This window comes from Sphingobium sp. L-44 (genome assembly GCF_056859495.1).
This window is the reverse complement of record NZ_JBSXOQ010000119.1, coordinates 22,313-49,119: the sequence shown is the minus strand read 5'-3', so window position 1 is coordinate 49,119 and position 26,807 is coordinate 22,313. Positions and strand designations below refer to the sequence as shown.

Genomic DNA, 26,807 nt, shown 5'->3' with positions numbered 1-26,807 from the left:
TCTCATGCGCTACTCCGTCACGCTTTTGAAGCCCCTCAGCCGGGTTCAGCTGGGTAAGGCGATCATCGATATCTGCCGGCCATAATCACCTTCCTGCGCATGGCAGGACCGGCGATAGCTGAAGAAGCGAGAGGCCTGGCTATAGGTGTCCTCGTCCAGCAGGCTGATCCGCCCGATCCCCGCCGCCTGCAGCCGCGACGCGACATAGGCGGCGATGTCGAACTGGCAGTGGCCCGCCCGCCCGGCGCTGAAGAATCGCGCATTGTCCGCGTCGTCCCGCTCGAACCGCTCGGCAAAGTCCAGCGTCACCTCGTAGGAAGCGCGCCCGATGCAGGGGCCGATGGCGCAGGCAATGCCCGCACGCGTCGCGCCCAGCATCTCCATCGCCGCGATCGTCCGGTCGGTGACGCCGCTGATCGCGCCCTTCCAGCCGGCATGGGCCGCTCCGATCACGCCGGCTTCCCGGTCGGCGAACAGCACCGGCACGCAGTCGGCGGTCAATATGCCCAGAATCAGCCCTGGCGTGCGGGTGACCATAGCATCCGCCTCGGGCCGTTCATCCTCGGCGATCGGCGCGGTCACGGTCACCACATCGGGCGAATGGACCTGTCGCACCGTCACCAGCGTCGCGCCGGGCAGCAGCGCGTCACGCGCCAGATCGCGGTTGCGCAGGATCGCCAGCCGGTCATCCTCAGACCCCAGCCCGACATTCAAACCGGCGCACACCCCGGTCGATACGCCCCCCTGTCGTCCGGCAAAGCCATGCGGGACATCGCCCAGCGCGGGCGCCCGCAGCAACTCGATCATAAAATTTCCTTCGCGCGTTCAGTGAAGAAGCATGTCTCAGAAGCGCAACATACTTGCGCATGGCGGATTAGGCGATAGTCTCCCGTCCCACAGAAAAGGGGGGGCGGCTTGCGCGTCGCCCGGGCAGAAGACTCCAATAAAGGGTTTCATTGATGATTTTCGGGCGCGTTAAGCCTCTCGACGCCATATTGGCGACGGCAGAGAAAAAATCACTGCATCGCTCACTGGGCGCATTCCAACTCACCATGCTGGGCATCGGCGCCGTCATCGGCACCGGCATTTTCGTGCTGACGGCCGAAGCCGCGCAAAAGGCGGGGCCGGGCATGATGCTCTCCTTCGTCATTGCCGGCTTCGTCTGCGCGGTCGCCGCGCTCTGCTATGCCGAAATGGCCGCCATGGTCCCGGTCTCGGGTTCGGCCTATACCTACAGCTATGCGGTGATGGGCGAACTCATCGCCTGGATGGTCGGCTGGGCTCTGATCCTCGAATATGCGGTCGCTGCCGGCGCCGTGTCGGTGGGCTGGTCCGGCTATGTGGTCGGCCTCATTGAACATACCTTCCATCTCGACATACCCGATCTGCTGACGCGCGGGCCGTTCGATGGCGGCATGGTCAACCTGCCGGCGATGCTGATCGCGTCGCTCGTCACCTGGCTGCTGGTCATCGGCACCAAGGAAAGCGCCACCGTCAACGCGGTGCTGGTCGCGATCAAGGTGTCGGCGCTGACCCTGTTCATCGTCCTGTCGGTGCCGGTCATGAACATGAAGGGCTTCACCCCGTTCATGCCGCTCGGCTTCTCGGGCGTGTCGGCCGCTGCCGCCTCGATCTTCTTTGCCTATGTCGGCTTCGACGCGGTTTCGACCGCAGCGGAGGAAACCAAGAATCCGCAGCGCAACATGCCGATCGGTCTGATTGGCTCGCTCGCCATCTGCACCATCTTCTACATGCTGGTGGCCGCCGGCGTGATCGGCACCGTCGGCGCACAGCCGGTCTATGGCCCGGCCGGCGAAGTCCTCGCCCCCGGTTCGACCGCCCTGTCGCAGCAGTGCGCCGCGCTGGCCGCTGCCGGCACCGAAGCCGTCACCTGCTCGAAGGAAGCGCTGGCCTGGACCCTGCGTGAAATCGGCTGGCCGCAGATCGGCAACCTGCTCGGCCTCGCCGCCGGCCTGGCCCTGCCTTCGGTCATCCTGATGATGATGTTCGGCCAGACCCGCATCTTCTTCGTCATGAGCCGCGACGGTCTGCTGCCGGAACTCTTCTCGAAGGTGCATCCGACCTACAAGACGCCACACGTCATCACCATCCTGACCGGCATCTTCGTGGCGCTGTTCGCCGCCTTCTTCCCGGTCGGCATTCTGGCGGACATCTCCAACTCGGGTACGCTCTTCGCCTTCGCCGCCGTGTCGATCGCGGTGATGCGCTTGCGCAAGACCGATGCGGACCGCAAGCGTCCGTTCCGCACCCCGGCCATCTATATCACCGCGCCGATCGCCATCGCTGGCTGCGCCTATCTCTTCTGGAGCCTGGGCGTCGAAACCAAGCTGATGTTCGTCGGCTGGGCGACGCTCGGCCTGATCGTCTATTTCGCCTATAGCCGCAGCCGCAGCCATGTCGGCCGCGGGATTGTCGATGTGGCGGAGGCTGGCGCGGGCATCCCGCCCCAGCCGGTGCCGCCGCTGCCGGGCGCGCACACGCCGGGCGGTCAGGACGCCTGATCGGCCTGACGATCGATGGAAGGAAGGGGCGGGCGACCGCCCCTTTTTTCTTGGGTGCCGCTGCCGGCTCGACCCCTGCGACCTTTTGTCTTGGTGACAGGGGCCAGGGGCCGGGCTAGGCCGTCCCCATGGGGAGCCTGCGCGCCTATCTTCAGCAGCATCGGGGGCAAGCGCTGGCGCTTGTCCTGCTGGCGCTGTGCATGAAGGCCTTGCTGCCCGGCGGCTTCATGCTGGCGCAGCAGCAGCGCCATTTGGTGATCCAGTTCTGCCATGACGCCGCGATCGGCAGCACCGCCTCGCAGCTGATCGTGCCCTTGCAGGCCGATCCCGATCATCAGCCGGCCGATGCCGCCAAGCGCACATGCCCCTATGGCGCGCTGTCGATGGCCTCGCTCGGCGGCGCCGATCCGCTGATAGTGGCGCTGGCGATCGCCTTCGCCCTGCTGCTCGGCTTCGCGCCGGTGCGGCCGCCTGCGCTCGTGCGCATCGGCCATCTGCGCCCCCCTTTGCGCGGACCACCCGCCTGATCTGACCATGGCCGTGCAGCCGCGCGGCCTTTTCTCAGATCAAGCGCCCCTGCCGCGAAGGCAGGCGCGCGCAAACAGGGTTTCCGATGAAGACATCTCTCGTCGCAATCGCCGCATCGCTGGCATTGCTCCCCACCCATGTCGCCGCGCAGGACAGCCTGCCGGCCGATACCCCCACCACCGATGACGCGGCCCCGCCGCTCCAGACCCGCTTCGACGGGGCGGCGCTCGATATCGGCAGCGCGCCGCTCAACGGCGCCCGGCTCGGCAGCGGCACATTGCGCCGCCGCGCCCTGTCGAGCAGCGACACCGCCGCCATCCTCGCCAGCCTGCCCGGCGTCGCGGCCAATGGCGGAGGCGGCTTTTCCTCCATGCCGGCGCTGCGTGGCCTGACCGAACAGCGGATCCGCATCACGCTTGACGGCATCCCGGTCGACATTGCCTGTCCCAACGACATGAACACGCCGCTTTCCTATACCGATCCGCAGACGGTCGGCAGCATCGCGGTGGTGCCGGGCGTCTCGCCGGTCAGCATGGGCGGTGACAATATTGCCGGTATCATCGCCGTCGAAAGCGCGATGCCGCGCTTCGCCGTCGATGGCGGCACCCTGGTTACGGGGGAAGCATCCAGCTTCTATCGCAGCAATGGCGACGCCTTTGGCGGCGGCGTCACGCTGACGGTCGCGGGCAAGCGGATCAGCGCTACCTATAGCGGCTCCTACACCCAGTCCGACAATTATGACGGCGGCGGCAATCGGGGCGTGGTGCGCTCGACCGAATATGCCAAGACCGACCATCAACTGGCGCTCGCCGCCCAGACCCGCCTTGGCCTGTTCGAACTGAAGGGCGGCTATCATTTCTCGCCCTATGAGGGCTTCCCGAACCAATATATGGACATGACCTCGAACAAGTCCTGGTTCCTCAACGGCCGCTATCGCGGCACCTTCGCCTGGGGCGACGTCGATGCCAGCGTCGGCTATCGCGACACCGCCCATCGGATGGACTTCCTCGCCGACAAGCAGCCCGGCTCCATGCCGATGAACACGCAAATCCACAGCTTCACCTCGGCGGTGAAGCTGAGCCTGCCGGTCGGTCCGCACGATACGCTGCGTGTGGGCGGCGATTATCAGCATCAGGGCATGGACGACTGGTGGCCGCCGGTCGCCGGGTCGATGATGATGGGGCCCAATCCCTATATCAACATCAACAATGGCCGGCGCGACCGGCTGGGCCTGTTCGGCGAATGGGAATCGCACTGGACCGATCGGCTCTCCACCTCGATCGGCGCGCGCTTCGATCGGGTGCGGATGAATACGGGCGACGTCCAGCCCTATGGCACCGGCATGATGAACATGGCCGACGCCATGGCGGCCGAAGCCTTCAATGCGCGCAGCCATCGCCGCACCGACAACAACTGGAGCGCGACCGCGCTGGCCAGCTGGCAGGCGTCCGACCTACTCGCCTTTGAACTGGGCTATGCGCACAAGAGCCGAGCCCCCAATCTCTACGAACGCTATGCCTGGGGCCGGGGTGCGATGGCCAGCCAGATGATCGGCTGGTATGGCGACGGCAATGGCTATGTCGGCAATCTCGACCTCAAGTCGGAACAGGCCGACACCGTCAGCGCGGCGCTGCGCCTGACCGCGAAGGGCGGGGCGACGCTGAAGATCTCGCCCTATTATACCCGCGTGAACGAATATATCGACGCGGTCCATCTCCAGGATCTGACCGACATGATGGGCATGCCCAGCGGCTTCGCGCAGCTGCAATTCGCCAATCAGGATGCCGAATTTTACGGCGTCGATGTCAGCGCCAGCGTGCCGCTCCAGCGCAGCGCCCATGTCGAAACCAGCTTCACCGCCAGCGCTGCTTACGTCCATGGCCGCAATCTGTCGGATGGCGGCCCGCTCTATCGCCAGATGCCGCTGGACCTGAAGATGGGCCTCGCCCATCGCATCGACGCGCTCGAACTGGGCGCCGATGTCGAATTTGTCGCCGACAAGAACCGCGTCGACGCCACCCGCAACGAACCGCGCACGCGCGGCTATGCGCTGGTCGACTTGCGCGCCGGCTATACGCTGCCGCTCTGGGCCAAGGGAGTGAAGCTGACGGTCGAGGCGAAGAATCTTTTCGACGCCGGCTATGACCTGCCGCTCGGCGGCATGTCGCTGGGCGATTATGGCGCGACCGGCGTGCTGCGTCCGGTGCCGGGCATGGGCCGCTCGATCAATCTGGGCCTCAGCACGCGCTTCTGACGAACCGGCCCACACCCCCACCCGACCTCCCAATCAGGATACACTTTGTGGGCGGTCGGGTGGGGGCGTGGGCTGGTGCGGACTTTCCAACCAGAAAATCAGTGCATCGCCTCATATTCCTCGCGCAGCGCGTTGAGGTGCGGCCGGGTGAACAGCTTGCCGCGCTCCGCCCAGAAGACGATCAGCAGCGATCCCGATCCGAACACCAGCAGCCCCAGTGTGAAGGGCAGGGTGGTCCCGTCGAAGGCGCGGCCGACCAGGCTGCCCAGCGCGCTCGACACCGCGGTCGTCAGGAACGCCTGGAAGGAGGAGGCGACGCCCGCTCCCTTGGAGAAGGGCTCCATCGAGATCGCGCTGAAATTGGACGCGGTGAACGCCACCGTCATCATCGTCATCGCCTGCAGGACCATGAAGGTGACGATCGTTTCCTGCCCGGCCAGGATCACCGCCAGATGCACCGCCGCGATCAGGATGAAGGCGATCAGCGCGCTCTGGCTCAGCCGCCGCGCGCCGAAGCGCGAGACCAGCCGGCTGTTGACCAGGCTGCCGATCCCCATGCTGCCGGCGATCGTCGCAAAGGCGAGCGGGAAGATCTTCTGCGCATGGAACACATCGAAGAAGATCTGCTGCACCGACAGGATGAAGCCGATCAGGCCGCTCATCACCACGCCGCTCGCCAGCATGTAACCGATCGAGCTGCGCGTGCGAAAGATCGTGCCGACCGTCTGGAGGATAGTGCGCGGGTTGATGCGAATGCGATTGTCGGGATGCAGCGTCTCGGGCAGGCGGATCGCCATCCAGCCCAGGATTCCGGTCGCCAGGATCGCCAGCACCCAGAAGATCCAGCGCCACGGCGCGATCCACAATATCGCCTGGCCGAAACTGGGCGCCATCACCGGGATCAGCATGAACACCGCGAAGATCAGCGACATGACCCGTGCCATCGCGTCGCCCTTGAACCGGTCGCGGATGATGCCGACGGTGATGACGCGGCTCGCCCCGGCAAAGAAGCCGGCGCTGGTGCGCGCGATCAGCAACATGGTGAAGCTGTGCGCCCCGGCACAGGCGATCGAGGACAGGATGAACAATATCATCGCCCCACCCAGCACCTTCTTGCGCCCGAACTGGTCGGACAGCACGCCGAACAGCAAGGAACCCACGCCCAGCCCCATGAAATAGAAGCTGATGATCAACTGCCGGTCATTGGGGTTGGCGATATGCAGGTCGCGGCCGATATCGGGCAGGGCCGGCAGCATCGGGTCGATCGACAGCGCATTCATCGCCATCAGGCACGCACACAGCAGCACGAACTCGCGGAAATGAATATCCTTTGCGGCAGGCTGCGCGCCCATGGGGGAATTTTCGGCCATCACTGGCCTATGCGGACAATCGCCCGGCGGCGCCAGCCCCAACGCGCTTATTTCCGCCCCTCATCGCCCACCTGTCATCGCCCGCCGGGCATTAACCCTGCCGTATCCAGCAGCTTCGGGCAAACTGCGCAAATATGCCGATTTTGCCGTTAACCATTTTTTACGGCCTGCCGGGCATTCTGCCCCCAATCGCAAACCAAAGGTTGGAACATTGGGTTAGGGATACAGGGGAAGATCATGGCAAATAGTCTCAAAAGTGCGCAGTTCTTGATGGATAGTCGTATGGCCGGTGCGGCCCACGGCTCGGCAGAGGCCTGTTTCGAACTGGGCGTCGCCTATAGCTGCGGCACCGGGGGCATGCCGATCGACCTGGTCGAGGCGCATAAATGGTTCAACCTTGCGGCCCGTGGCGGCAGCGAAGCCGGCCAGAGCATGCGCGCCGAGATCGCCGAGGAAATGACTGCGCGCGAGATTGCCGAGGCTCAGCGCCAGGCCCGCGCCTGGATCGTCGCGACCGAAGTTCGCGCCGCCTGATCAGCCTTCCTTGCGGAAGGGCGTTCTTTCATTGAGCCAGACACGGTCGCGCTGCACTTCCTCCCGTTCGGCGTCGAGGAAGCCCGCCACCGCCCGGCGAAAGCTCGCATTGGGAATATGATGCGCCGAATAGGTGGGCTGCGGCGCATAGCCGCGCGCCAGCTTGTGGCCGCCCTGCGCGCCCGCCTCGACCCGGTCGAGCCCGCGCGCGATCGCCGCATCGATCGCCTGATAATAGCATAGCTCGAAATGCAGGTTGGGCACGTCCTCGCGGCATCCCCAATAGCGGCCATAGAGCGTGTCTTCGCCGATCAGGTTCAGCGCCCCGGCAATCGCCTGGCCCTCGCGCAGAGCCAGCATCAACAATATCTTGTCCGCCATCGTCTCGCCCAGGATCGAGAAGAAGGACCGGGTCAGATAGGGCCTGCCCCATTTGCGCGCGCCGGTATCCTGATAGAAATCCCAGAATATGTCCCAATGCGCCTCGGTCAGGTCGCGTCCGGAAAGGTGGACGATCTCCAACCCCTCGACCGCACGCCGCCTTTCCTTGCGGATATTCTTGCGCTTCTCGCTCGACAGCTCGGCCAGGAAATCCTCGAACCCGGCATAGCCCTTGTTATGCCAGTGAAACTGGCTGTCCTCGCGAATCAGCCAGCCTGCCGCCTCGAACAGGGCGATCTGGTCGGGATCGACGAAGGTCGCATGCGCCGATGACAGGTCGTTGCGCTCGACCAAAGTCTCGATTCCCGCGATCAGCGCCGGCCCCAGCGTCGAATCGCGCAGTAGCAATCGGGGGCCGGGCACGGGCGAGAAGGGCGCGGCGATCTGTATTTTCGGATAATATTGGCCGCCCGCCCGTTCCCAGGCATCGGCCCAGCCATGGTCGAACACATATTCGCCCTGGCTGTGGGTCTTGGCATAGAGCGGCGCAGCGGCCGCAATCGTCCCGTCCGGTCCATCGATGACGATCGGCAAGGGCTGCCAGCCGGTGCCCGGCCCGACGCTTTCGGACCGCTCCAGCGCGGTCAGGAAATCCCAGCTGACGAACGGATTGGCGCTGCCGGCACAGGCATCCCACTGCGCCCTGGGCAGGTCGGCGACGCCACCGGCGATGCGCGCGACAAATTCGCTCATGCCATCTCCTCGAAGATGATCTGGTCGACATGGGCAGCGGCGATCGCCCGCTGCGCCGCGCCGCGTACCGTCCAGCTCAACACCGGCAGCCCCCGGCGACGGGCGGCATCGGCGAAGCGGAAGGGCAAGTCACGGATATCACAGGCCAGAAAATCGGGATTGGCCAGCCAAAGTGCAAGGGTGCGGTCGAAAAGCGCGCGCAGCCGCCCCTTGTTCTGGCTGCTGCTCACCAGTCCGCGAATAATGTCCGGCCGGTGCCGCGCAAACCAGCGCATCGCCAGCGGGTTGAACGACATCACCGCCACCGGCTGGTCGCGGCCGTCGAGCGCCCTTGCCACCGCGGCGCAGGTCGGTGCGACATCGCGTCCCTCGACCTTTATCTCGATCAGCAGCGGCGTCGCGATACAGGCATCCAGCAGTACGGCGAGGCGCGGGATCGCGCCGCCATCGGGCAGGCGCAGCGCGTCCAGTTCTGTCGCATCGCGATCCGCCACGGCACCTGGCTGCCCGGTCATCCGCATCAGGCTGGCGTCATGAAAGACGAAGGGCAGGCCGTCGCGGCTCAGCCGGACATCACATTCGATGCCCAGCCCCTTGGCAATGGCGGCATCGAACGCCGCCATGCCATTTTCGCTGATGCCCGCCCGATGCAGCCCGCGATGGGCGAAGGGGCGGGCGGTCAGCCAGTCGGGGCGCTTATGCAGCGGGGCGAACCTGCACGATCGCGTCGATCTCGACGGCCGCGCCCAGCGGCAGCACCGGCACGCCGACGGCGCTGCGGGCATGCTTGCCGGCTTCGCCGAACACCGCGACCATCAGTTCCGACGCGCCATTGGCGACCTTGGGCTGGTCGGTGAAGCCGGGCGCGCTGGCGATGAAGGCGCCCAGCTTGACGATCCGCTCGACCCGGTCGAGATCGCCGCCCAGCGCCGCCTTCATCTGGGCGATGAGGTTCAGGCCACAGGCACGCGCCGCCTCGACGCCATAATCGAGGTCGCGGTCCTCGCCCAGGCGGCCGGTCATCAGCTGTCCGTCCTTCAGTGCGATCTGGCCGGAAATATGCAGCAGGCCATTGACCTCGACCGCCGGCACATAGGCGGCGACCGGCGCGGCGGCGGCGGGCAGGGTGATGCCGAGTTCGGCAAGGCGGGCGTCGATGCTCATGCAATGGCTCCATTCAGGGGCGTTGAAAGTGCGGGTGCCGGCCCTTCGGCCAGGCGGGCGATGATCCATTTTTCGGCGTTGGCCCAATCGTCGATCCGGGCATGGGCCTTGTCCGCGACCGGGATGTCGCCGGCGATCTCGGGCTCGCCGACCATGTGCAGCCGCCATACGCCGGGCGCATGACGCGCGACCGACGCATGATGCTCGCCCAGATCGTCGATGAACAGGGCGCAGCTTGGCTGGCGTTCGGCCAGGATATTGGCCAGCTTGCGCCCCTTGCCGCCATGGTTCCAGTGGACCGGCAGGTGCAGGCCATGGCTCGCTAGTTGCTCGATGCGCAGCTGGTGGTGGCGCTCGCCGATATTGGTCAGCACTTCGATGTCGGCGATCTGTGCCAGCCGATGCAGCGCCTCGACCGCGCCGCTGATCGGGGTCTGGCGCGCCATTTCGGTATCGAAAAAGGCGATCAGCAACTCCCACACCAGTTCGCGTTCCAGCGGGACGCCACTGTCCTTGTGGCGCAGTGCCTCGGCAAACCCCTGTTCGCGCATGTCGAAATGCACATCATGCGTCTCGTCCAGCCAGTGGCGGAACGGCACGACCATGTGCAGCAATACCTCGTCGCAGTCGGTGATGATCAGCGGGCGGCTCATCGGCTCAGATTCTCCTTCGCGGCGATCAGGGCCGCCGGGCTGCTGTCGATCGCCTCGGCACAGGCAACCAGATCGGGTTCATGGTCGGCCAGGAAGGCCAGCACGGCGCCCAGGATCGCACGATTGCCGACGCCTGCGCGCAGCGCATCGGCATCCAGACCGGTCAGCGCCAGCAGTCGATCGGCCCGGCGACCATCGCTCAGCGTCCATCCCATTGCCATCAATGCCAAAATTTCGGCATCGGCGGCGCTATCCGGCTTGCCATTCTGGGTCTCGGGTCGCATGATTGGCTCTCGCGGAATGGGCGGCTATAGGCGCGCACCAAGGGGCTTCTCTGGAACGCGGGTGACTCGTGGCAAAGCGCGTGCTCGTTGTCGAGGACAACGAACTCAATCTGAAACTTTTTTGCGACCTGCTGCGCGCGCACGGGCATGACGTGCTGCCGCTGCGCGATGGCCGCGACGTGCTGGCGCAGGCGCGCGAATTCGCGCCGGACCTGGTGATCACCGACATCCATCTGCCCCATGTCAGCGGCTATGACCTGATCGTGTCGCTCAAGGGCGATGACAGCCTGTCGGCGGTGCCGATCATGGCGGTCACCGCCTATGCCGGGAAGGGCGATGAGGATCGTATCCGCGCGGCTGGGGCCGACGCCTATGTGTCCAAGCCGATCTCGGTGCTGCGATTCGTCGAGCAGGTGAACGCACTGCTGTAACCGGTCGGCAACAGCGTCACTTATGCGTCATCATTCGGTCGCTGCTCTGACATCATAGCGCAGTTTGCGCGTCATCCTCCTCTGTCACGTCATGCGCGCCAAGGGCGCGGCGGTCATGCCGACGCTCGGATGCACAGGGGTATTTTATCATGTCTCATCTGACCGACGAGGCGCGCGCGGCCTTCCGCGATGCGCAGCCCAAGATTGTTTCGGGCGAAGATAGCCTGGAAGCCATCGTCGCGGCCAATCCTGGCCGCCGCTCCGTCCTGAAGAACGGCCTGCTGGGCCTGTCCGTGCTGCCGATGCTGGGCGCGCTCGCCGCCTGCGACGATGATGACGACGACAGCACGCCGGCACCCACGCCGACGCCGACCCCCACCCCCACGCCGACTCCCACGCCCAGCTATGGCATCAACTTCACCTCGGTCGCGATCAACACCAACGACACCGTGACCGTGCCGTCGGGCTATACCGTCGATGTGCTGCTGAAGGCCGGCGATCTGGTCGAAGCCGGCACCGCCTTTGCCAACGGCACCTTCCCGACCAGCGTCAGCCAGACCGCGGCCTGGGCCGGCGGCAATCATGACGGCATGGAATATTTCGAACTGACCGGCACCGACGCCAACAGCGGCGGCCTGCTTGCGATCAACTTCGAACTGCCCGACTATAATATCCTCTTCTCCAGCGGCAGCTACAACGCGTCGACCGCCACCGCCGATCAGAAGGCGATCGCACTCTCGGCCGTCGGCATCGCCGTGGTCGAAGTGACCAAGGGCACGGACGGCAAGTTCGCGGTCAAGGCCGGCTCGAAATATAACAAGCGCTACAGCGGCAACACCGACTATCGCGTCGGCGGCCCTGCTGCGGGCGTCCTGCCCGGCACGATCCGCGGCATGCTCAACAACTGCTCGTCGGGTCGCACCCCCTGGGGCACCTACCTCACCTGCGAGGAAACGACGAACAACTATCTCGACCCGACCCAGCCCAACACCAGCTATGGCTGGGTGGTCGAGATTGATCCGTTCCAGGAACTGGCGCCCGCGACCAAGCGCACCGCGCTCGGCCGTTTCAGCCATGAAAATGTCGCCCACATGACCGACGCCAACAACCGCGTCGCCTTCTATATGGGGGACGATTCGACGCCGGGCTGCGTCTACAAGTTCGTGCCGGACCGAGCCTTCAGCAGCAGCAACCGCGCCGCCAACACCGACCTGCTCGATTATGGCACCCTCTATGTCGCGCGCTTCAATGCCGACGGCACGGGCGAATGGCGTCCGCTGGTCCAGGGCCAGAATGGTCTGGTCGCGGGTGCCCAGGATCCGGGCAATGTCAGCCAGTCGACCACGCCGCCGACCCCGACGACGGTCAATTTCACCAACCAGGCCGATGTGCTGGTCAACACCCAGTCGGCCGCCCGCGTCGCTGGCGGCACCATCATGGACCGTCCGGAATGGATCACGGTTGCGCCCAACAAGCAGGCGATCTTCGTCACGCTGACCAACAATAGTGGCCGCCGCGTCACCGACGCTGCCGATCCGCGCGTGACCAACCTGCATGGCCATATCCTCAAGTTCCGCGAAAATGGCGACTCGCCGCTGGCGACCGCCTTCACCTGGGAAATCTTCCTGCTGGCGGGCAATCCCTCGCTTGCGGAGGATAATCTCAAGGGCAATATCAGCGGCGACTATTTCTCCAGCCCCGATGGCATCCGCATCGATCCCCAGGGCCGCCTGTGGGTCCAGACCGACCATAATCTGACCGGCAATGCCGGCACGCTGAACGGCGCTGCCACCAACATGACCGGCGCCTTCGGCAATAATTCGATGTATTATATCGACCAGACCAGCAAGCAGTCGAAGCGCTTCCTGGTCGGCCCTGCGGGCTGCGAGATCACCGGCATTGCCTATACGCCGGACCTCAAGAACTTCTTCATCAACATCCAGCATCCGACCGGCAACTGGCCGGTGGCGGGGCAGCAGCCGCGCTCCTCGACCATCGTGGTGCGTCGTACCGACGGCCAGCCGGTCGGCAACTGACGACATCGGGCTCCCGATCTTCGGATCGGGGGCCTAGCCGGCTCGAATGCCAACAGGAAAAGGCCCGCTCCCAACAGGGACGGGCCTTTTTCGGTGCCGAAAGATCAGGCGCGCGGGCGCGAAGCCCGCGGCGGCTTACTTGATCTTGGCTTCCTTGAACTCGACATGCTTGCGCACGACCGGGTCATACTTGCTGAAGCTCAGCTTTTCGGTCGTGGTGCGCGGGTTCTTCTTGGTGACGTAGAAGAAGCCAGTGTCAGCCGTGCTGACGAGGCGGATCTTGACAGTTGCCGGCTTGGCCATGGCTTGGTCCCTGGTCTTGAAATAGCGTAAAAAGAAAAGCGGCCCTGTCGGACCGCCCCGTTTCAGCGGTGCCCCTTGGGGCAGATTCGCCCCGATGTCAAGGCTCGCGCGGCCAATGGAGGCTGCGCAACAGGCTTTACGGCCCTTTAACCCTATGCGCGCATGCTGCCAGGCGGGGCACGGATGAAGGGAGATGGCTCCATGCGACATGATCCGAAACTGGCGATTCTGGCGGACCTGCTGCGGCGGGTCGACGGACTCGCCGCCCAGCGCGGCCATGTGTCGGTGCCGCGCCTGCATGACGAGGTCGACCAGATCCGCCATATCGCACGCGCCTTCCGCGTCGACAGCGTCGGCGACCTGGCCGCCAAGCTCAAGTCGGTCCTCTCGCTCGACGGGCTCGATTCGGTCGTCCTCTCCTATCTCGACCGGATGCGGGACGCGATGGCCGACGAACTGCCGCCGCTCGACAATATTTTGCCGCCGGCCGCTGCGCCCGCTACGGTGCATCGCCTGCACGCCTGACGGGATTTGGAATGGACGCCTTGTTGATCGCCCTGCTGGGCTGCCTGTTCGGGGAAATTGGCGACAAGGGGCAGTTGCTTGTGCTCGCGCTCGCCCATCGTTACCAGCGCGACGGGGCGATCATTGCCGGCGTCGCCGTTGCCGCCATCGCCAATGCCGCGCTTTCCGCGGCAGCGGGCGCCTGGATCGGGCCGATGCTCGGCCATGACGCACGGCTGCTGTTCATGGCGCTGTCGCTGCTGTTCCTGGGCGTCGGCCTGTTCTGGCCGGTGAAGATGCCCGACACGCTCGACGACTGGCGCATCGGGCCGTTCCTCACCACGGCGCTCGGCGTTTTCATCCTGGGCTTTGGCGACGGCCCGCAATTCCTGATCCTGGGCATCGCCACCCGCACGGCCGACCCGGCGCTGGCCGCGATCGGCGGCGCGATCGGCGTGATCGCCGCCAGCGTGCCGGTGATACTGATGCGCGACCGGTTCCTCTCCGTGCTGCCGGTGCGCGCGATTCGCCTGGTCGGCGGCGGCATCGCCATATTGGCGGGCGCAGGCATGGCGATGAGCGCGATCGGCCGGCTCTGATCGATTCCCTTCATCAGCCTGACCGATAAATTGCCCAAAGATTTCCGACTTGCGGGGGCACCTTATTGACGGACAATCATTATATGTCCGAAATCAATTCCGCCCCAACAGGAGGACAGTGCATGACCGCCCCCGATCTCAAGACGCCCACCGACCTCAAGAGCAACGCCACCAAGTCGGTCGCAGAGGCCCTGAACGGTGCCCTGGCCGACAGCTTTGCCCTCTATCTCAAGACCAAGAATTTCCACTGGCACGTCTCCGGCCCGCATTTCCGCGACTATCATCTGATGTTCGACGAGCAGGCGACCGAGATTCTGGGCGTGACCGACCTGATCGCCGAGCGCGTCCGCAAGACCGGCAACACCACGCTGCGCTCGATCGGCGACGTCGCCCGTCATCAGACCGTCAAGGACAATGACGCCGATTTCGTCAATCCGGCCGACATGCTCAAGGAACTGCGCGACGACAATCTGGCGCTGGTCGAAACCTTCCGCGCGGTGAAGGCCGCCGCCACCGAAGCAGGCGACAATGCGACCGAAGGCATTGTCGACGACTGGACCGACCAGGCCGAACAGCGCGCCTGGTTCCTGTTCGAAGCCGCCCGCGGCGCCTGAATCTGAAAATGGCCTCCCGGCAAGTCACCGGGAGGCCATTTTCGATCCAAGGTCCGTTCGCTTCGAGCCTGTCGAGAAGCGTAAAGCGCTACGCCTCGTCCACCACCCCGATCGCCACGATCTCGATCGCGCCGTCCTTGCCGGCAAAATCGACCGCCTCGCCCATCTCTGCGTCCATCATCGCGCGGGCCAGCGGCGCGGAAAAGCTGATCCGCCCCTCATGCGGATCGGCCTCGTCATCGCCGACGATCGCCACGATCTTTTCCTGGCGGTTCAGCCGATAGGTCACCCGCGTCCCGAACGCGACCGCTTCGCCATCGGCCGCCGGGCGCAGTTCCGCCGTCGCCAGCCGCGTGCGCCAGTAGCGCAGCACCCGCTTGTGCTTCTTGGCGGCTTCCTCGTCCATCGCCGCGGTGTCGATCGCTTCGAGCGCTGCAACCTGTTCCTGCGTCAGCCGCAATCCGCGCGCCGTGACCCAATTGGGGCCGGGCGGGATCGGCAGCTCGAACTTGGGTTCCATATGCTCATCGTCGCTCTCGCGACGAAAGGCGACACTCATCTTGCCCCTCCAGAATTTCAGTAATGCGGGACGATGGGCCGAGGTGGCCGGTCAATCCTCGTCGAACAGGCCCGCAAGCTGTTCAACCATCGTGCCGCCCAATTGTTCGGCGTCCATGATGGTCACGGCGCGGCGATAGTAACGGGTGACGTCATGGCCGATGCCGATCGCCACCAGCTGCACCGGCGACCTGTTCTCGATCCAGTCGATCACCTGGCGCAGATGCCGTTCCAGATAGGTGCCGCTATTGACCGACAGGGTGCTGTCGTCGACCGGCGCACCGTCGGAAATCACCATCAATATGCGCCGCTCCTCGGGCCGCGCGATCAACCGCGCATGCGCCCATAGCAGCGCCTCGCCGTCGATATTTTCCTTCAGCAGCCCTTCGCGCATCATCAGGCCCAGATTCCTGCGTGCCCGGCGCCAGGGTTCGTCGGCCTTCTTGTAGATGATGTGGCGCAGGTCGTTGAGCCGCCCCGGCATCGGCGGACGCCCCGCCGCCAGCCAGTCCTCGCGGCTCTGCCCGCCCTTCCAGGCGCGCGTGGTGAAGCCAAGGATTTCGGTCTTCACGCCGCAGCGTTCCAGGGTGCGGGCCATGATGTCGGCGCTGATCGCGGCGATGCTGATCGGCCGGCCGCGCATCGAGCCACTATTGTCGATCAACAGGGTGACGACAGTGTCGCGAAACTCGGTATCGCGCTCGATCTTGTAGGTCAGCGACCGGGTCGGATCGATCACGATCCGCGCCAGCCGCGCCGCGTCCAGAATCCCCTCCTCCTGGTCGAAATCCCACGAGCGAAGCTGCTGCGCCATCAACCGGCGTTGCAACCGGTTGGCAAGCTTGGTGACGGCCCCCTGCAACGACACAAGCTGCTGGTCCAGGAAGCCGCGCAGGCGATTGAGCTCATCCTCGTCACACAGGTCGTCGGCGGTGACGACCTCGTCATGCTTTTGGGTATAGGATTTATAGTCGAAACCGGGGGGCAGGTCGGATGTCGGGCGATTGGGCCGCACCGGCATCATGCCTTCCTCGCCCATATCGTCGGCGCCGTCTTCCGCGTCGGCGTCGAACTCCTCGCTATAGTCGGTGTCGCCCTCTTCGGTCTCGCCGCCCTGATCCTCGGAGCGGGCTTCGGCGTTCATGTCGCTGTCGCCCGATTCCTCCTGGCCGGAATCGCCTTCTTCCTGCTCTTCCTCCTTGTCCTCGCCCTCATCCTCGGGCTCGGGATCGTCGGTTTCCGGCGGCACGTCGGCATCGACCAGTTGCAGATGCTCCAGCATCGCCTGGGTCAGCTTCTGGAAAGCGCGCTGGTCGTCGATCGCCAGGCCCAGCGCGTCGAGATCGCTGCCGGCCTTGTCCTCGATCCACTGGTCGACCAGCTTCATCGCCGGCTGCAATTCCTCGGGCACCGCCTGGCCGGTCAGCCGCTCGCGCACCTTGAGCGCCAATGCGGTCGACAGCGGCACCTCGTCCGCCGCCCGCGCCCGGCGGATCGGATCGGACTTCAGGCGCATCGCCAGCGCCTCGTTCAGGTTCGCGCGCACGCCGTCCAGCGCCCGCGATCCGATCGCCTCGACCCGAGCCTGCTCGACCGCGTCGAACACCGCGCGCGCCACCGCTTCGCCCGGCGCCATCGCATTGTGCAGCTTGGCATTATGGTGGCGCAGCTTCAGCGCATTGGCGTCGGCAAAGCCGCGCGCCAGTGCCACCTGATCGGCGGGCAAAGCGCGGCTGGGCGTCGGCACCTTGATCGCCTTGCCCACCATGTGCGGCGTGTCGGCGGTGAAGCTCACCTCCACCTCCATGTCGCGCGTCATCGCCCGCGCAGTACCGGCCAGCACATCCTTGAAGGCGTCGAGGGGGGAACGTTCGGTCATGGCAAGTCCTTCAGCGCGGCGATGCAGGCCGCACGCAGCGGCGGCAGGTCACGCTGGATCGTGATGAGAATGTAACGGAGGTCGATCGAGTCATATTCATGCCGCAGGACATTGCCCAGGCCGCGAATGGCCCTGGCGGGGATTGCAGGCGCAATCTCCTCCATCCGGTCCTCGCCGATCTTGATCACCGCTTCGGTTATCCGTTGCAGGCAGCGTTCGCAGGCATCCACCGTCTTGCGATCGGCGATGAAGGCCTCGATCGCCATGTCGCCGACATAGGAACGGGCCGCGTCGATATTCTCGACAATATCCTGCAACCTCTGGGCTTCGCGGCTAGAAGACACAGACGCGATCCCGATCGATCTCGTGTTGCAGTCGTGCCTTGCGGGCCGGTTCGGTGACCATGTCGACGGCGACGCCCAGCGCCTCGCGCACCGCTTCGCCGATCGCGGCCACCTCGAACAGGCCGATCCGGCCATCATCGACCAGCTTGGCCGCGACATCGACATCGGAATCCGGCCGCTGTTCGCCCCGCGCGGTCGATCCGAACAAGGACAGGCTCACCACACCCATGGCCCGCAACTGGGCTTCATGGGCTTTCAGGCGATCGATGGCGGTGTTCCTGTCCATATATCCATCATAATGCCAAGCGCGGGCGCGGGCCAGCGTTCACCGGCCCTCCGGATCGTTCACGCGCGGCACGGCGACGGTCTCGATCTGCGTCTCGACCTCGCTCATCAGCTTGTGGACCGGGCATTTGGCCGCGACCGCGATCAGCTTTTCATGCTGCTCGTCGCTCATCGGGCCGGTCACGGCGATGCGGGTGGTCAGCTTGTAGACCCCGGCCCGCTGCTGGCTCGCATCGCGCACCACGCCGACATGGATATTCTCGACCGGAATGCCGTTGCGCTGCGCATACCAGAGCATGGTCATCGCCTTGCAGGCGCCCAGCGCCGAATCATACAGATCATGCGGGTCCGGTCCCGCGTCATGGCCGTCCGGCGCCGACATGTCGGCGACGATCTCATGGCCCCGGATGCTGATCCGGTGCGCACTGCCGCCATTGGGGTCGATCCGTTCGACGACGATCATGGGTCTGCCCTTTCGTTCAAGGGGCCGTGCGAAGGTTCAGTTCGCCCGGCTCGCCACGCTCTCGGGCAGATCCTTGCCAAAGACGCGCTGATAATATTCCGCCACCAGCGGCCGTTCCGCCTCATCGCACTTGTTGAGGAAGGACAGGCGGAAAGAGAAGCCGACATCCTTGAAGATCAGCGCATTCTGCGCCCAGCTGATCACGGTGCGGGGCGACATCACGGTCGAGATATCGCCGTTGATGAAGCCCTGGCGGGTCAGTTCCGCCACCTTGATCATGCTCTCGACCTCCTTGCGGCCGCCCTCATGATCATATTCGCCCGACTTCGCCAGCACCACCTGCGCCTCGGTCGCGGCGGGCAGGTAATTCAATGCCACCACCAGGTTCCAGCGGTCCATCTGGCCCTGGTTGATCTGCTGCGTGCCATGATAGAGGCCGGTCGTGTCGCCCAGGCCCACCGTGTTGGCGGTTGCGAACAGGCGGAAATGCGGGTTCGGCCGGATAACGCGATTCTGGTCGAGCAAGGTCATCTTGCCGTCGGTTTCCAGCACGCGCTGGATCACGAACATCACGTCCGGGCGGCCGGCATCATATTCGTCGAACACCAGGGCGACCGGGCGCTGCAGCGACCAGGGCAGCAGGCCTTCCTTGAATTCGGTGACCTGCTGGCCGTCCTTCAGCACGATCGCGTCGCGCCCGACCAGGTCGATACGGCTGATATGCGCGTCCAGGTTGATGCGGATGCACGGCCATTTCAGGCGCGCGGCGATCTGCTCGATATGGCTCGACTTGCCGGTGCCATGATAGCCCTGCACCATGACGCGGCGGTTGAAGGCGAAACCGGCCAGGATCGCCAGCGTGGTGTCCGGGTCGAACACATAGGCGGGGTCGAGATCGGGCACGCGCTCATCGGCCTGGGAAAAGGCCGGAACCTTCATGTCGATGTCGATGCCGAACATCTCGCGCACATCGACCTCCCGGTCGGGCGCCTCCATCAGCGTCTCGGAACGGGCATCGGGCTGGATGTTGGAAATGTCGGTCATGTCGTCATCATCTTCCTGCGAGTCACTCTCGCCCTAAACGATCGGGCAAGGGTGTGTCGAGACAGTGGGGGCTCATCATTCGGGGATCAAGCGGCCCATTCGGTCAGATTGGCCTCCTGTCCGACCAATGCCAGCCCATGGGCGATCGATGTCAGCTCGCCGCCGGTGGCGATCCGGTCATGGCCGAAGCGGCGGAAGAAGATGTCGCGGATCGCGGGGATCAGCGACGATCCGCCGGTCAGGAACACCCGGTCGATGCTTTCCGGGGCGACATTGGCCTTGGCCAGCGCCTTGTCGACGGTCGCCTCGATCGCGGCGATGTCGGTCGCGATCCAGCGCTCGAAATCGGCGCGTGCAACCTCGGTCTCGATTCTGATGCCGCCCCCTTCGAAGCGGAAGGTGGCATTGTCGGCGTCCGACAGGGCCCGCTTCAGCGCGCCGACCGCATCATAGAGCGGATAGCCCAGTTCCTTCTCGATCACCGTGATCATCCGGCCGATCGCGGCGGGATCGCGCGCCGCCTTCTGCAACTTGGCCAGTTCGTCCATCGTCCGCCGGTTGCGCATCAGCGCCAGTCGCGACCAGTCGGCGAAATCGGCGAAATAGCTGCGCGGTATCTCCAGCTCCTTGCCGAAGGAGGTATAGGCGCCGCCCTTGCCCAGCATCGGCAGCACCAACTGGTCCATGATGCGATAATCGAACCGGTCGCCGGCCAGGCCAATGCCCGCCGATCCCAGCGGCACGCAGCGGCGCGCCGCGCCCGGCGCCTCGACCCGTACCAGCGAAAAGTCACTGGTGCCGCCGCCGAAATCCGCGACCAGGATGGTCGCCGCGCTATCGAGCCGGCTGGCATAGCTGAACGCCGCGCCCAGCGGCTCATAGACATAATGGATCTCGCTGCCGAAGCCGGCGAACATCGCGTCATAACGCTGCCGCGCCAGCGCCTCGTCGGGCCGCGCGCCGGCATATTCGACCGGCCGGCCGACAACGATCCGCTCGGGGCGCTTGTCCAGCGTGCCGCCAGCATGGCCGATCATCTTCCCCAGGAACATCTGCCCCAGTTCCTCGAAGCGATAGCGTTTCTCGAAGATACTGGCGCTCTCGAAGATCGGACTGGCCGCCACCGACTTGAAGGATTGCAGGAACCGGCTGTCCTCGGGAAATTCCAGATATTCGCTGATCGCCCACGGGCCGGCCTCATGCGCCATGCCGCCCTTCACATGGCTGTCATGCCAGAAGCACAGGGCAGACCGGAACACCGCGCCGGTCGCCTGCGCGCCGGCAAATTCGACCAGCTCCGACTGGCCGGCATCGGCGATGGCGGCGACGCTGTTGGTCGTGCCGAAATCAAGGCCCAGCGCGCGGGGCTGATCCTGCATGGGGTCTCTCCGGGAAAATCGAGGGCCGGGCGCTATGGCAGCGTCATTCCGGCGCGGCAAGGCCATCCTGTCCTACATCTGGGCGGGATGCCAGACCGGAATGGTGTGCAAATATGCGAAGTCAGGCGAACACCGGCGCCTTGCGCAGATGGCCATAGGCCTCGATCACATTCTGCAACTGCCCCTCCTTGGTGCGGTCGCCGCCATTATGGTCGGGATGATAGCGGCGCAGCAATTCGGTATAGCGGGTGCGCAGCGCTTTGCGGTCGGCGTCGATCGGCAGGCCCATCACCGACAGCGCCTTGCGATCCTCGGATGACAGGAACTGGCCGTCCTGCCGCACCTGCGCATCGGCCCGTGCCTTGGCCACCCGCTCCTTGAACTTGGCGCCGATCGCGTCGAGCGGATCCTGGAAGTCCGACCATTTGGGCGGCGGGCTGGCGGCATTGCTGGAAAAGGCGCGGGTCTCCCGCTCCCAGCCGGCATAGGGGCGCTGGGCCGCGGCAATTTCCTCCGGGCTCATGCCGGTGAAGAAATTATAGCCCTGGTTGAAGGCGCGGACATGGTCCAGGCACAGCCAGCGCCATTGCGGCCCCTCGTGATGCGACCGGTGGCCTTCCTGCAATGGCGCGCGAAATTCGCCCGGTTCCGGGCAACCGGGCACGGCGCAGGGGCGGTCGCTTTCCACGCGGCCGTGAAAACGGTTGAAACGACGGGTCGAGAAGGGATCGCTGCTCAAGATTGTCCTGATGGAATGGCTGGCAAAGCAGCCTATATAGGGCGCATGACCACCGACCTCAAAGGCCCTGTCGCCACCGAAATCGAGGCGCGGCTGCGCGCCGCCCTGACTCCTGCCCATCTCGCCGTCATCGACGACAGCGAAAAGCATCGCGGCCATGCCGGCCATGACGGCTCGGGCGAAAGCCATTTCACCGTGGAGATCGTCGCCGAACGGTTCGTCGGCCAGAGCCGCGTCGCCCGGCAGCGCCTGGTCAATGCCGCCCTCGCCGACCTGCTGCGCGACAAGGTCCATGCCCTCGCGATCAAGGCCCGCGCACCCGGAGAAGCCTGACCCCAACGACAGGAGCCGTCCCATGTCGAGCGACAATGTGCTGCTGCAGACGATCACGCCAACGACCCATGATCTGGGCGATTTCAAGGTGCATCGCGCGCTCCCGGCGAAGGAGCAGACCATGGTCGGCCCCTTCATCTTCTTCGACCAGGCGGGGCCGGCGCTGTTGCCGACGGGGCAGGGGGTGGACGTCCGCCCCCATCCCCACATCAACCTCGCCACCGTCACCTACATGCTGGAAGGGACGTTCCTCCACCGCGATTCGCTCGGCACGCAGCAGTTGATCGGCCCCGGCGCGGTCAATCTGATGACCGCGGGCAAGGGCATCGTCCATTCGGAACGCACCCCGCCCGCCGATCGCGGCCATGACAAGAAATTGCTGGCGATCCAGACCTGGCTCGCCTTGCCGGACCGTGACGAGGAATGCGACCCCGCCTTCGAGCATGTCGAGGGCGGTGGCCTGCCGGTGCTGGAGGATCATGCCTCCTGGGCGCGGGTCATCATGGGCACGCTCTGGGGCGAGACGGCACAGGTCTCGACCTATGCCGACACCATCTACGCCGATATCCAGCTGCGTCCCGGCGGCTCGATCCCGGTCGATGCCATTGCCGAGGAGCGGGCGCTCTATCTCTGGCAGGGATCGGCGACGCTCGATGGCGTCGAACTGGCGCCCCAGACCCTCTATGTGCTGCGTCCCGGCGTGCCGGCGACGCTGCACAGCGATCAGGGCGCCAATCTGGTCCTGTGCGGCGGCGAGGCATTCGCGACCCCGCGCCATGTCTGGTGGAATTTCGTGTCCTCGACCAAGGACCGGCTGATGCAGGCGCGCGAGGATTGGGAAGCGATGCGCTTCCCGCTCATTCCGGGCGACGATCAGGAATTTATCCCGATCCCGCAGGGCCGGCCCAAGACCGTCAGCTACCCCTGACGGTCAGGCTTATTCGACGAAGGTCAGCGACAGATTCTCGGCATTCTTCGGAATGTCGATCCGGCTTTCGTTGATCGACGCTTCCTCGCCGGGCTTCAGCCGGGCCTTGTCCGCCTTGGTGGTCCAGCTGAACACCAGTCGGTTCTGCCGGTCGCGCAACTGCACCAGCACCGGCGGCACCGGCAGCGCCTGCTTGCCGCTGTTCACGATCCGCGCGCCAAAGGCGAAATATTCCTCGCCGGTCGGCAGCTTGCGTCGCTCGGCAGGCTTGGAGAGATAGAAGAGCAGGTCCGGATCGCCCTCTTCAGCGACCAGCCCCATATTCACCGCCCAGGCCGGCGGCCCGAAATAATGGAGCGCAGCGCCGGCGGCCGCGACCAGCAGGAAGAAGAGGACGGCGGCCCAGGTCAGCAGCTTGGCGCCATTGCGCCGACGCTTGGCCGGCAGCGACGGCGGCGGTGGCACCTCTTCGGCTGGTTGCGACACGCCGGCATAAATGTCGTCGAACCGGTAATCGGGGGCGATCGCGGGCGTCGGCTCGGCCGCGGGTTCGACCGGCGGCGGGGCAGCGGCCTCCGGCTGCACGGGGGCGACCGGTTCCGGCTCGGGCGCCGGCGTGAATCGCATCGGCGCTTCGGCGGGCGCCGCTTCCACGGGGGGAGGCGGTGGCGGAGGAGCGGGCGGCGGCGGCGCGACCGGCGCGGGAGCGACCGTTTCGGGCGCCTCTTCGCGCGGCGCTGGGGCGGGGCCTTCCTGGAACCAGCTATGCTTGCAGGCGGCGCACCGCACCTGGCGTCCGTCCGGGCCGACGGCGGTGTCGGGCACGATGTAGCGCGTCGCGCAATTGGGGCACACCAGGATCATTCTGCTTCATAGGCATGGCAGGGACTCTAGGGCAAGAGTCTGAAACACAGACCCGCTCATGGGCGCGACTCGCGGCATTGCGCGGGATAGTTTGTCGGCCTGCCCTTTACGCGTCCCCGCCGCCTGTGCCATGGCAGGGCTTCGGGGAAGCAGGGAGCGCATCGGCGCCACACGTCACTTATGTCGGCCATCGTCCAGTTCGAAAATGTCGGCCTGCGCTATGGTCTGGACAGCGAGACCCTGTCCGACGTCAGCTTCTCGCTCAACAGCGGCGATTTTTATTTCCTCACCGGCAGCTCGGGCGCGGGCAAGACATCCCTGCTGAAGCTCCTTTATCTCGCCCAGCGGCCCAGTCGCGGCGTGATCCGCCTGTTCGGCGAGGATGTGGTGACGCTCCCCCGCAAGCGTCTGCCCGGCTTTCGCCGCCGCATCGGCGTCGTGTTCCAGGATTTCCGGCTGGTCCCGCATCTGTCCGCCTATGACAATATCGCCCTGCCGCTCCGGGTCGCGGGCATGGAGGAAAGCGAGATCGACGCACCGGTCAGCGAAATGCTGAACTGGGTGGGGCTGGGCGATCGCGGCCAGGCGCGGCCCGCGACCCTGTCGGGCGGGGAGCAGCAGCGTGTCGCCATCGCCCGCGCGGTGATCGGCCGGCCGGAGATTCTGGTCGCCGACGAACCGACCGGTAACGTCGATGCGGACATGGCCCGCCGCCTGATGACCCTGTTCGAAGCGCTCAATCGCCTCGGCACCACCATCGTCGTCGCCACCCATGACCTGCCGCTGATGGCCCAGGTGGCGAGCGCGCAGATGATGCGGCTGGACAAGGGCCGGCTGGCCGATCCGACCGGCGCGCTGCGCTATCCGCCCCGACCGCAGGGCGGCGCCTGATGGCCGGGGGCAATCGTCGCAGCGCCGCCGCCGCGCGCCATCGCCTGCTGCCCGCCGGTCGGGTGGCGGGGCCGATGCCCTGGATCATCGCGATCATGATGTTCCTGACCGTGCTGGCCGCCGCGGCGGGCCTGGGCCTTGGCACCGCCGTCCGCGCGATGAGCGCCGATCTTGCCGGCCGCGCCACGGTTCAGGTGGTGGAGGCCGATGCGCAGCAGCGCGATCGTCTCTCCGCCCGCGTGCAACAGGCGCTGCGCGGCAATCGCGATGTGCGCCAGGTCGCACCGGTCCCGGCCGCGACGCTGGCGCAGCAACTGCGTCCCTGGCTCGGCGCAGACGTGACCAGCGGCGACCTGCCGATCCCGGCGCTGATCGACGTCAGCCTCACGCCGGGCAATGCGGCGGCCAAGGTCGACCGGTTGCGCCGGTCGCTCGCCACCCTGTCGCCCAGCCTGCGGGTCGAACCCCATGCCGCCTTCCTTGCGCCGCTCGCCGGCCTGCTCACCGCGTTGGGCTGGCTGTCGGGCGGGCTGGTGCTGCTGATGGGGCTCGCCACCGGCGCCGTCGTCGTGCTGGCGGCGCGCGGCGCCCATGACAGCCATCGCACCACGATCGAGGTGCTGCACCTGATGGGCGCGACCGATGTACAGATCGCCCGCCTGTTCCAGCGTCGGATCGCGCTCGACGCCACCATGGGCGGCGCATTGGGCTTTTCCTTCGCCGTGCTGGTGATCCTGCTGATCGGCGCACGCCTGTCGGCCACCGGATCGCAGCTGATGGGCGCCGTCGCCCTGCCCTGGACCAGCTGGGCGCTGCTCGCGGCACTACCGATTGCCGGCATTCTCCTGTCGACGCTCACCGGCCGCTGGACCGTGCTGCGCGCACTCGGGCGCTCGTTATGATCGTCCGCCTGATCGCCGTTACGCTGCTCGGCTGGATGCTGGGATTCGCCTGGTTCGCGATGTTCCTGCCCCAGCCGCTCGACGGGCGACAGACCGACGCGATCGTCGTGCTGACCGGCGGCGCCGGCCGGATCGATCGCGGGCTGGCCCTGCTGGAGGAAGGCGCGGCCAAGCGCATGCTGATTTCGGGCGTCGACCGGTCGGTCCGTCCGGTCGAACTGGCGGCTGAATATAAGACCCGGCTGTCGCTCTTCACCTGCTGCATCACCCTGGGACGCGAGGCGATCGACACCCGTTCCAACGCGATCGAGACGGCCCGCTGGCTGGAACGGCGCGATTATAAGAGCGTCCGCCTCATCACCACCGACTGGCATATGCGTCGTTCCGCGCTCGAACTGCGTCAGGCGCTTCCGGGCCGCATCAACCTTGTCTATGACGCGGTGCCCAGCCGTCCCAGCCTCACCATATTGGTGCGGGAATATAATAAATATCTCGCGCGCCGCGTGGCCGCGCTCTTTGGTATCTGATCCATGCCCCTGTTCACTGCCCTTCGCTCGCTCGTCTTCATGCTGACCTTCTATGTCGGCACCGCGTTCTTCGTGCTGGCGGCCGTCATCGGCGGGATGTTCAAGCCCGCGCATGTCCAGTCGGCGGCGACCGGCTGGAGCCGCTTTCATCGCCTCTGCGTGCGCTGGATTTTGGGACAGCGGATCGTGGTCGATGGCGACCTGCCGATCGGTCCCTATCTCTATATCGTCAAACATGAATCGATGTTCGAGACGATCGACCTGCTCTGTCTGTTCGACCGGCCGGTGATCGGCGCGAAGCGCGAACTGCTCGACATTCCCTTCTGGGGCGGCATCGCCCGGCGCTATGGCCTGATCCCGATCGAGCGGACCGCTGGCGCCAGTGCGCTGCGAACCTTGCGTGCCTCCGCCAAGGACGCCGTGGCGCAGGGGCGGGCAGTCTGCCTGTTCCCCGAAGGGACGCGCGTTCCCCATGGCGAAGCGCCGCCGCTCAAGTCCGGCTTTGCCGGCCTCTACAGCCTGCTCGGCCTGCCGGTGGTGCCGATCGCAATCGACAGCGGCGTCGTCTCGCCGCGCGGCAAGTTCCTGAAGCGCCCCGGCACCATCACCTACAAGGTTGGCGAAATCGTCCCCACCGGCCTCGACCGCAAGGAGGCCGAGATCCGCGTCCACGCCGCGATCAACGCGCTCAATTGAACAGATTCGCAAAGCGCCCTTGGCGCTTTGCCAAGCCCGCGCGGC

At 65.7% G+C, this 26,807-nt stretch carries 32 protein-coding genes; 15 read left to right on the top strand and 17 right to left on the bottom strand.

Features of this window, described 5'->3' with window-relative positions; all coding sequences use genetic code 11:
• Positions 1-45: 45 nt before the first annotated feature.
• Entirely contained in the window at positions 46-807 is a 762-nt protein-coding gene (gene pgeF / locus AC13EK_RS22350) for a peptidoglycan editing factor PgeF (protein ID WP_069336446.1), read from the bottom strand.
• A gap of 152 nt (positions 808-959) precedes the next feature.
• Between pgeF and AC13EK_RS22345 the strand changes: the two genes are divergently transcribed.
• From AC13EK_RS22345 to AC13EK_RS22335, 3 genes are all read left to right on the top strand, one after another.
• Complete coding sequence (locus tag AC13EK_RS22345; protein WP_069336445.1) at positions 960-2,522, top strand: amino acid permease; 1,563 nt, start codon at positions 960-962, stop codon at positions 2,520-2,522.
• Between the two features lie 128 nt (positions 2,523-2,650).
• Positions 2,651-3,049, top strand: a complete 399-nt coding sequence (locus AC13EK_RS22340; RefSeq protein WP_069336444.1) for a DUF2946 family protein — start codon at positions 2,651-2,653, stop codon at positions 3,047-3,049.
• A gap of 86 nt (positions 3,050-3,135) precedes the next feature.
• The gene (locus tag AC13EK_RS22335) at positions 3,136-5,304 is read left to right on the top strand and encodes a TonB-dependent receptor (protein WP_277788454.1); all 2,169 of its coding nucleotides are present in this window, start codon (positions 3,136-3,138) and stop codon (positions 5,302-5,304) included.
• A 98-nt stretch (positions 5,305-5,402) separates the two neighbouring features.
• Here AC13EK_RS22335 and AC13EK_RS22330 read toward each other — a convergent pair whose 3' ends face one another.
• The gene (locus tag AC13EK_RS22330) at positions 5,403-6,674 is read right to left on the bottom strand and encodes a multidrug effflux MFS transporter (protein ID WP_069336441.1); all 1,272 of its coding nucleotides are present in this window, start codon (positions 6,672-6,674) and stop codon (positions 5,403-5,405) included.
• 237 nt (positions 6,675-6,911) lie between these two features.
• Here AC13EK_RS22330 and AC13EK_RS22325 point away from each other — a divergent pair, with 237 nt between their 5' ends.
• On the top strand, positions 6,912-7,208 hold the full coding sequence (locus tag AC13EK_RS22325; RefSeq protein WP_029547874.1) for an SEL1-like repeat protein: 297 nt from the start codon (positions 6,912-6,914) through the stop codon (positions 7,206-7,208).
• Here AC13EK_RS22325 and AC13EK_RS22320 read toward each other — a convergent pair whose 3' ends face one another.
• The 5 genes from AC13EK_RS22320 to AC13EK_RS22300 are packed head-to-tail and all read right to left on the bottom strand — an operon-like array spanning position 7,209 to position 10,443.
• Positions 7,209-8,342 carry a GNAT family N-acetyltransferase gene (locus AC13EK_RS22320; RefSeq protein WP_069336440.1) on the bottom strand — a complete coding sequence of 378 codons (1,134 nt, stop codon included), beginning with the start codon at positions 8,340-8,342 and terminating at the stop codon, positions 7,209-7,211.
• Positions 8,339-8,995, bottom strand: coding sequence for a glycerophosphodiester phosphodiesterase family protein (locus AC13EK_RS22315; RefSeq protein ID WP_268801832.1), 657 nt, complete (start codon positions 8,993-8,995; stop codon positions 8,339-8,341). Before AC13EK_RS22315 ends, AC13EK_RS22320 begins: the two co-directional genes overlap by 4 nt.
• Positions 8,996-9,038: 43 nt before the next feature.
• The gene (locus AC13EK_RS22310; protein ID WP_007715324.1) at positions 9,039-9,506 is read right to left on the bottom strand and encodes a RidA family protein; all 468 of its coding nucleotides are present in this window, start codon (positions 9,504-9,506) and stop codon (positions 9,039-9,041) included.
• Positions 9,503-10,159, bottom strand: a complete 657-nt coding sequence (locus tag AC13EK_RS22305) for a hypothetical protein (RefSeq protein ID WP_069336438.1) — start codon at positions 10,157-10,159, stop codon at positions 9,503-9,505. Before AC13EK_RS22305 ends, AC13EK_RS22310 begins: the two co-directional genes overlap by 4 nt.
• Complete coding sequence (locus tag AC13EK_RS22300; RefSeq protein ID WP_037509952.1) at positions 10,156-10,443, bottom strand: DUF3572 domain-containing protein; 288 nt, start codon at positions 10,441-10,443, stop codon at positions 10,156-10,158. Before AC13EK_RS22300 ends, AC13EK_RS22305 begins: the two co-directional genes overlap by 4 nt.
• A gap of 68 nt (positions 10,444-10,511) precedes the next feature.
• Between AC13EK_RS22300 and AC13EK_RS22295 the strand changes: the two genes are divergently transcribed.
• Both AC13EK_RS22295 and AC13EK_RS22290 read left to right on the top strand, forming a co-directional pair.
• Positions 10,512-10,874: a response regulator gene (locus AC13EK_RS22295; RefSeq protein WP_004208955.1), complete on the top strand. Its 363-nt coding sequence runs from the start codon at positions 10,512-10,514 to the stop codon at positions 10,872-10,874.
• Positions 10,875-11,023: 149 nt separating this feature from the next.
• Positions 11,024-12,910 (top strand): PhoX family protein, encoded by a 1,887-nt coding sequence (locus AC13EK_RS22290; protein WP_069336437.1) that lies wholly within the window; start codon positions 11,024-11,026, stop codon positions 12,908-12,910.
• A gap of 135 nt (positions 12,911-13,045) precedes the next feature.
• On the opposite strand, the gene rpmG is transcribed toward AC13EK_RS22290, so the two are convergent.
• Complete coding sequence (gene rpmG / locus AC13EK_RS22285; protein WP_004208953.1) at positions 13,046-13,213, bottom strand: 50S ribosomal protein L33; 168 nt, start codon at positions 13,211-13,213, stop codon at positions 13,046-13,048.
• Positions 13,214-13,414: 201 nt separating this feature from the next.
• On the opposite strand from rpmG, the gene AC13EK_RS22280 reads away from it, so the two are divergent.
• The 3 genes from AC13EK_RS22280 (at position 13,415) to AC13EK_RS22270 (ending at position 14,930) form a co-directional block, all read left to right on the top strand.
• Entirely contained in the window at positions 13,415-13,738 is a 324-nt protein-coding gene (locus tag AC13EK_RS22280) for a hypothetical protein (protein ID WP_069336436.1), read from the top strand.
• 11 nt (positions 13,739-13,749) lie between these two features.
• A complete protein-coding gene (locus tag AC13EK_RS22275) occupies positions 13,750-14,316 on the top strand; it encodes a TMEM165/GDT1 family protein (RefSeq protein ID WP_069336435.1) in 567 nt (188 codons plus the stop codon).
• Positions 14,317-14,438: 122 nt separating this feature from the next.
• Positions 14,439-14,930 (top strand): Dps family protein, encoded by a 492-nt coding sequence (locus AC13EK_RS22270; protein WP_069336434.1) that lies wholly within the window; start codon positions 14,439-14,441, stop codon positions 14,928-14,930.
• Between the two features lie 88 nt (positions 14,931-15,018).
• Here AC13EK_RS22270 and AC13EK_RS22265 read toward each other — a convergent pair whose 3' ends face one another.
• The 8 genes from AC13EK_RS22265 to AC13EK_RS22230 all read right to left on the bottom strand — a co-directional run bounded on the left by AC13EK_RS22265 (position 15,019) and on the right by AC13EK_RS22230 (position 21,621).
• The gene (locus tag AC13EK_RS22265; RefSeq protein WP_069336433.1) at positions 15,019-15,489 is read right to left on the bottom strand and encodes a GreA/GreB family elongation factor; all 471 of its coding nucleotides are present in this window, start codon (positions 15,487-15,489) and stop codon (positions 15,019-15,021) included.
• Positions 15,490-15,540: 51 nt separating this feature from the next.
• Positions 15,541-17,367 (bottom strand): cobaltochelatase subunit CobT, encoded by a 1,827-nt coding sequence (gene cobT / locus AC13EK_RS22260; RefSeq protein WP_069336432.1) that lies wholly within the window; start codon positions 17,365-17,367, stop codon positions 15,541-15,543.
• The gene (locus AC13EK_RS22255) at positions 17,364-17,711 is read right to left on the bottom strand and encodes a HepT-like ribonuclease domain-containing protein (protein WP_026109340.1); all 348 of its coding nucleotides are present in this window, start codon (positions 17,709-17,711) and stop codon (positions 17,364-17,366) included. The genes cobT and AC13EK_RS22255 overlap by 4 nt, the downstream gene beginning before the upstream one ends.
• The gene (locus tag AC13EK_RS22250; protein ID WP_004208946.1) at positions 17,701-17,997 is read right to left on the bottom strand and encodes a nucleotidyltransferase family protein; all 297 of its coding nucleotides are present in this window, start codon (positions 17,995-17,997) and stop codon (positions 17,701-17,703) included. Before AC13EK_RS22250 ends, AC13EK_RS22255 begins: the two co-directional genes overlap by 11 nt.
• 39 nt (positions 17,998-18,036) lie before the next feature.
• Positions 18,037-18,459, bottom strand: coding sequence for an OsmC family protein (locus AC13EK_RS22245; protein WP_483022388.1), 423 nt, complete (start codon positions 18,457-18,459; stop codon positions 18,037-18,039).
• Between the two features lie 36 nt (positions 18,460-18,495).
• Positions 18,496-19,503 carry a cobaltochelatase subunit CobS gene (gene cobS, locus AC13EK_RS22240; protein ID WP_048938551.1) on the bottom strand — a complete coding sequence of 336 codons (1,008 nt, stop codon included), beginning with the start codon at positions 19,501-19,503 and terminating at the stop codon, positions 18,496-18,498.
• 86 nt (positions 19,504-19,589) lie between these two features.
• The gene (locus AC13EK_RS22235; RefSeq protein ID WP_069336430.1) at positions 19,590-20,882 is read right to left on the bottom strand and encodes an Hsp70 family protein; all 1,293 of its coding nucleotides are present in this window, start codon (positions 20,880-20,882) and stop codon (positions 19,590-19,592) included.
• 121 nt (positions 20,883-21,003) lie between these two features.
• The gene (locus AC13EK_RS22230; RefSeq protein WP_010338638.1) at positions 21,004-21,621 is read right to left on the bottom strand and encodes a J domain-containing protein; all 618 of its coding nucleotides are present in this window, start codon (positions 21,619-21,621) and stop codon (positions 21,004-21,006) included.
• A gap of 45 nt (positions 21,622-21,666) precedes the next feature.
• Here AC13EK_RS22230 and AC13EK_RS22225 point away from each other — a divergent pair, with 45 nt between their 5' ends.
• Entirely contained in the window at positions 21,667-21,954 is a 288-nt protein-coding gene (locus AC13EK_RS22225) for a BolA family protein (RefSeq protein ID WP_004208941.1), read from the top strand.
• A gap of 22 nt (positions 21,955-21,976) precedes the next feature.
• The gene (locus tag AC13EK_RS22220) at positions 21,977-22,882 is read left to right on the top strand and encodes a pirin family protein (protein ID WP_277788453.1); all 906 of its coding nucleotides are present in this window, start codon (positions 21,977-21,979) and stop codon (positions 22,880-22,882) included.
• A 9-nt stretch (positions 22,883-22,891) separates the two neighbouring features.
• Here the strand turns inward: AC13EK_RS22220 and AC13EK_RS22215 are convergent, their stop codons facing one another.
• Positions 22,892-23,746, bottom strand: coding sequence for an MJ0042-type zinc finger domain-containing protein (locus tag AC13EK_RS22215; RefSeq protein WP_277788452.1), 855 nt, complete (start codon positions 23,744-23,746; stop codon positions 22,892-22,894).
• 180 nt (positions 23,747-23,926) lie between these two features.
• On the opposite strand from AC13EK_RS22215, the gene ftsE reads away from it, so the two are divergent.
• Genes ftsE through AC13EK_RS22195 form a run of 4 tightly spaced genes read left to right on the top strand, consistent with a single transcriptional unit; the run spans position 23,927 to position 26,762 of the window.
• Complete coding sequence (gene ftsE / locus AC13EK_RS22210) at positions 23,927-24,637, top strand: cell division ATP-binding protein FtsE (protein ID WP_004208937.1); 711 nt, start codon at positions 23,927-23,929, stop codon at positions 24,635-24,637.
• Positions 24,637-25,539 (top strand): cell division protein FtsX, encoded by a 903-nt coding sequence (locus AC13EK_RS22205; protein WP_017502748.1) that lies wholly within the window; start codon positions 24,637-24,639, stop codon positions 25,537-25,539. Before ftsE ends, AC13EK_RS22205 begins: the two co-directional genes overlap by 1 nt.
• Positions 25,536-26,066 carry a YdcF family protein gene (locus AC13EK_RS22200; protein ID WP_010338644.1) on the top strand — a complete coding sequence of 177 codons (531 nt, stop codon included), beginning with the start codon at positions 25,536-25,538 and terminating at the stop codon, positions 26,064-26,066. The genes AC13EK_RS22205 and AC13EK_RS22200 overlap by 4 nt, the downstream gene beginning before the upstream one ends.
• Positions 26,067-26,069: 3 nt before the next feature.
• Positions 26,070-26,762: a lysophospholipid acyltransferase family protein gene (locus AC13EK_RS22195; RefSeq protein WP_170828656.1), complete on the top strand. Its 693-nt coding sequence runs from the start codon at positions 26,070-26,072 to the stop codon at positions 26,760-26,762.
• The last annotated feature ends 45 nt before the right edge of the window (positions 26,763-26,807 follow it).